The sequence below is a fragment of the Massilia sp. CCM 8734 genome (genome assembly GCF_011682155.1).
GTDB lineage: Bacteria > Pseudomonadota > Gammaproteobacteria > Burkholderiales > Burkholderiaceae_D > Telluria_A > Telluria_A rubra.
In genome coordinates this window covers 1-281 of the sequence record NZ_WHJI01000339.1, presented here as the reverse complement: position 1 = coordinate 281, position 281 = coordinate 1, and the positions used below count along the sequence as shown (strand labels likewise).

Genomic DNA, 281 nt, shown 5'->3' with positions numbered 1-281 from the left:
ACTTCAACGAACTGGTAGGGCTGGTTGGACTCGAACCAACGACCCCCGCGTTATCAACACGGTGCTCTAACCAGCTGAGCTACAGCCCCGACTTGGACACTGCTACTGTTTCTTCTAAATTCAACAGCCGATAAGTGTGGACGTTTGTTGAACCGGCTCTATAGCCTGGTGCAACTCTAGAAAGGAGGTGATCCAGCCGCACCTTCCGATACGGCTACCTTGTTACGACTTCACCCCAGTCACGAATCCTACCGTGGTAAGCGCCCCCCTTACGGTTAAGC

At 53.4% G+C, this 281-nt stretch carries 1 tRNA gene and 1 rRNA gene; both read right to left on the bottom strand.

From position 1 onward, the window contains the following. Positions 1-12: 12 nt before the first annotated feature. A tRNA-Ile gene (locus tag F2P46_RS36810) sits at positions 13-89 on the bottom strand. 91 nt (positions 90-180) lie between these two features. Beyond that, positions 181-281: ribosomal RNA gene (locus F2P46_RS36805) — 16S ribosomal RNA — on the bottom strand; the annotation flags it as partial.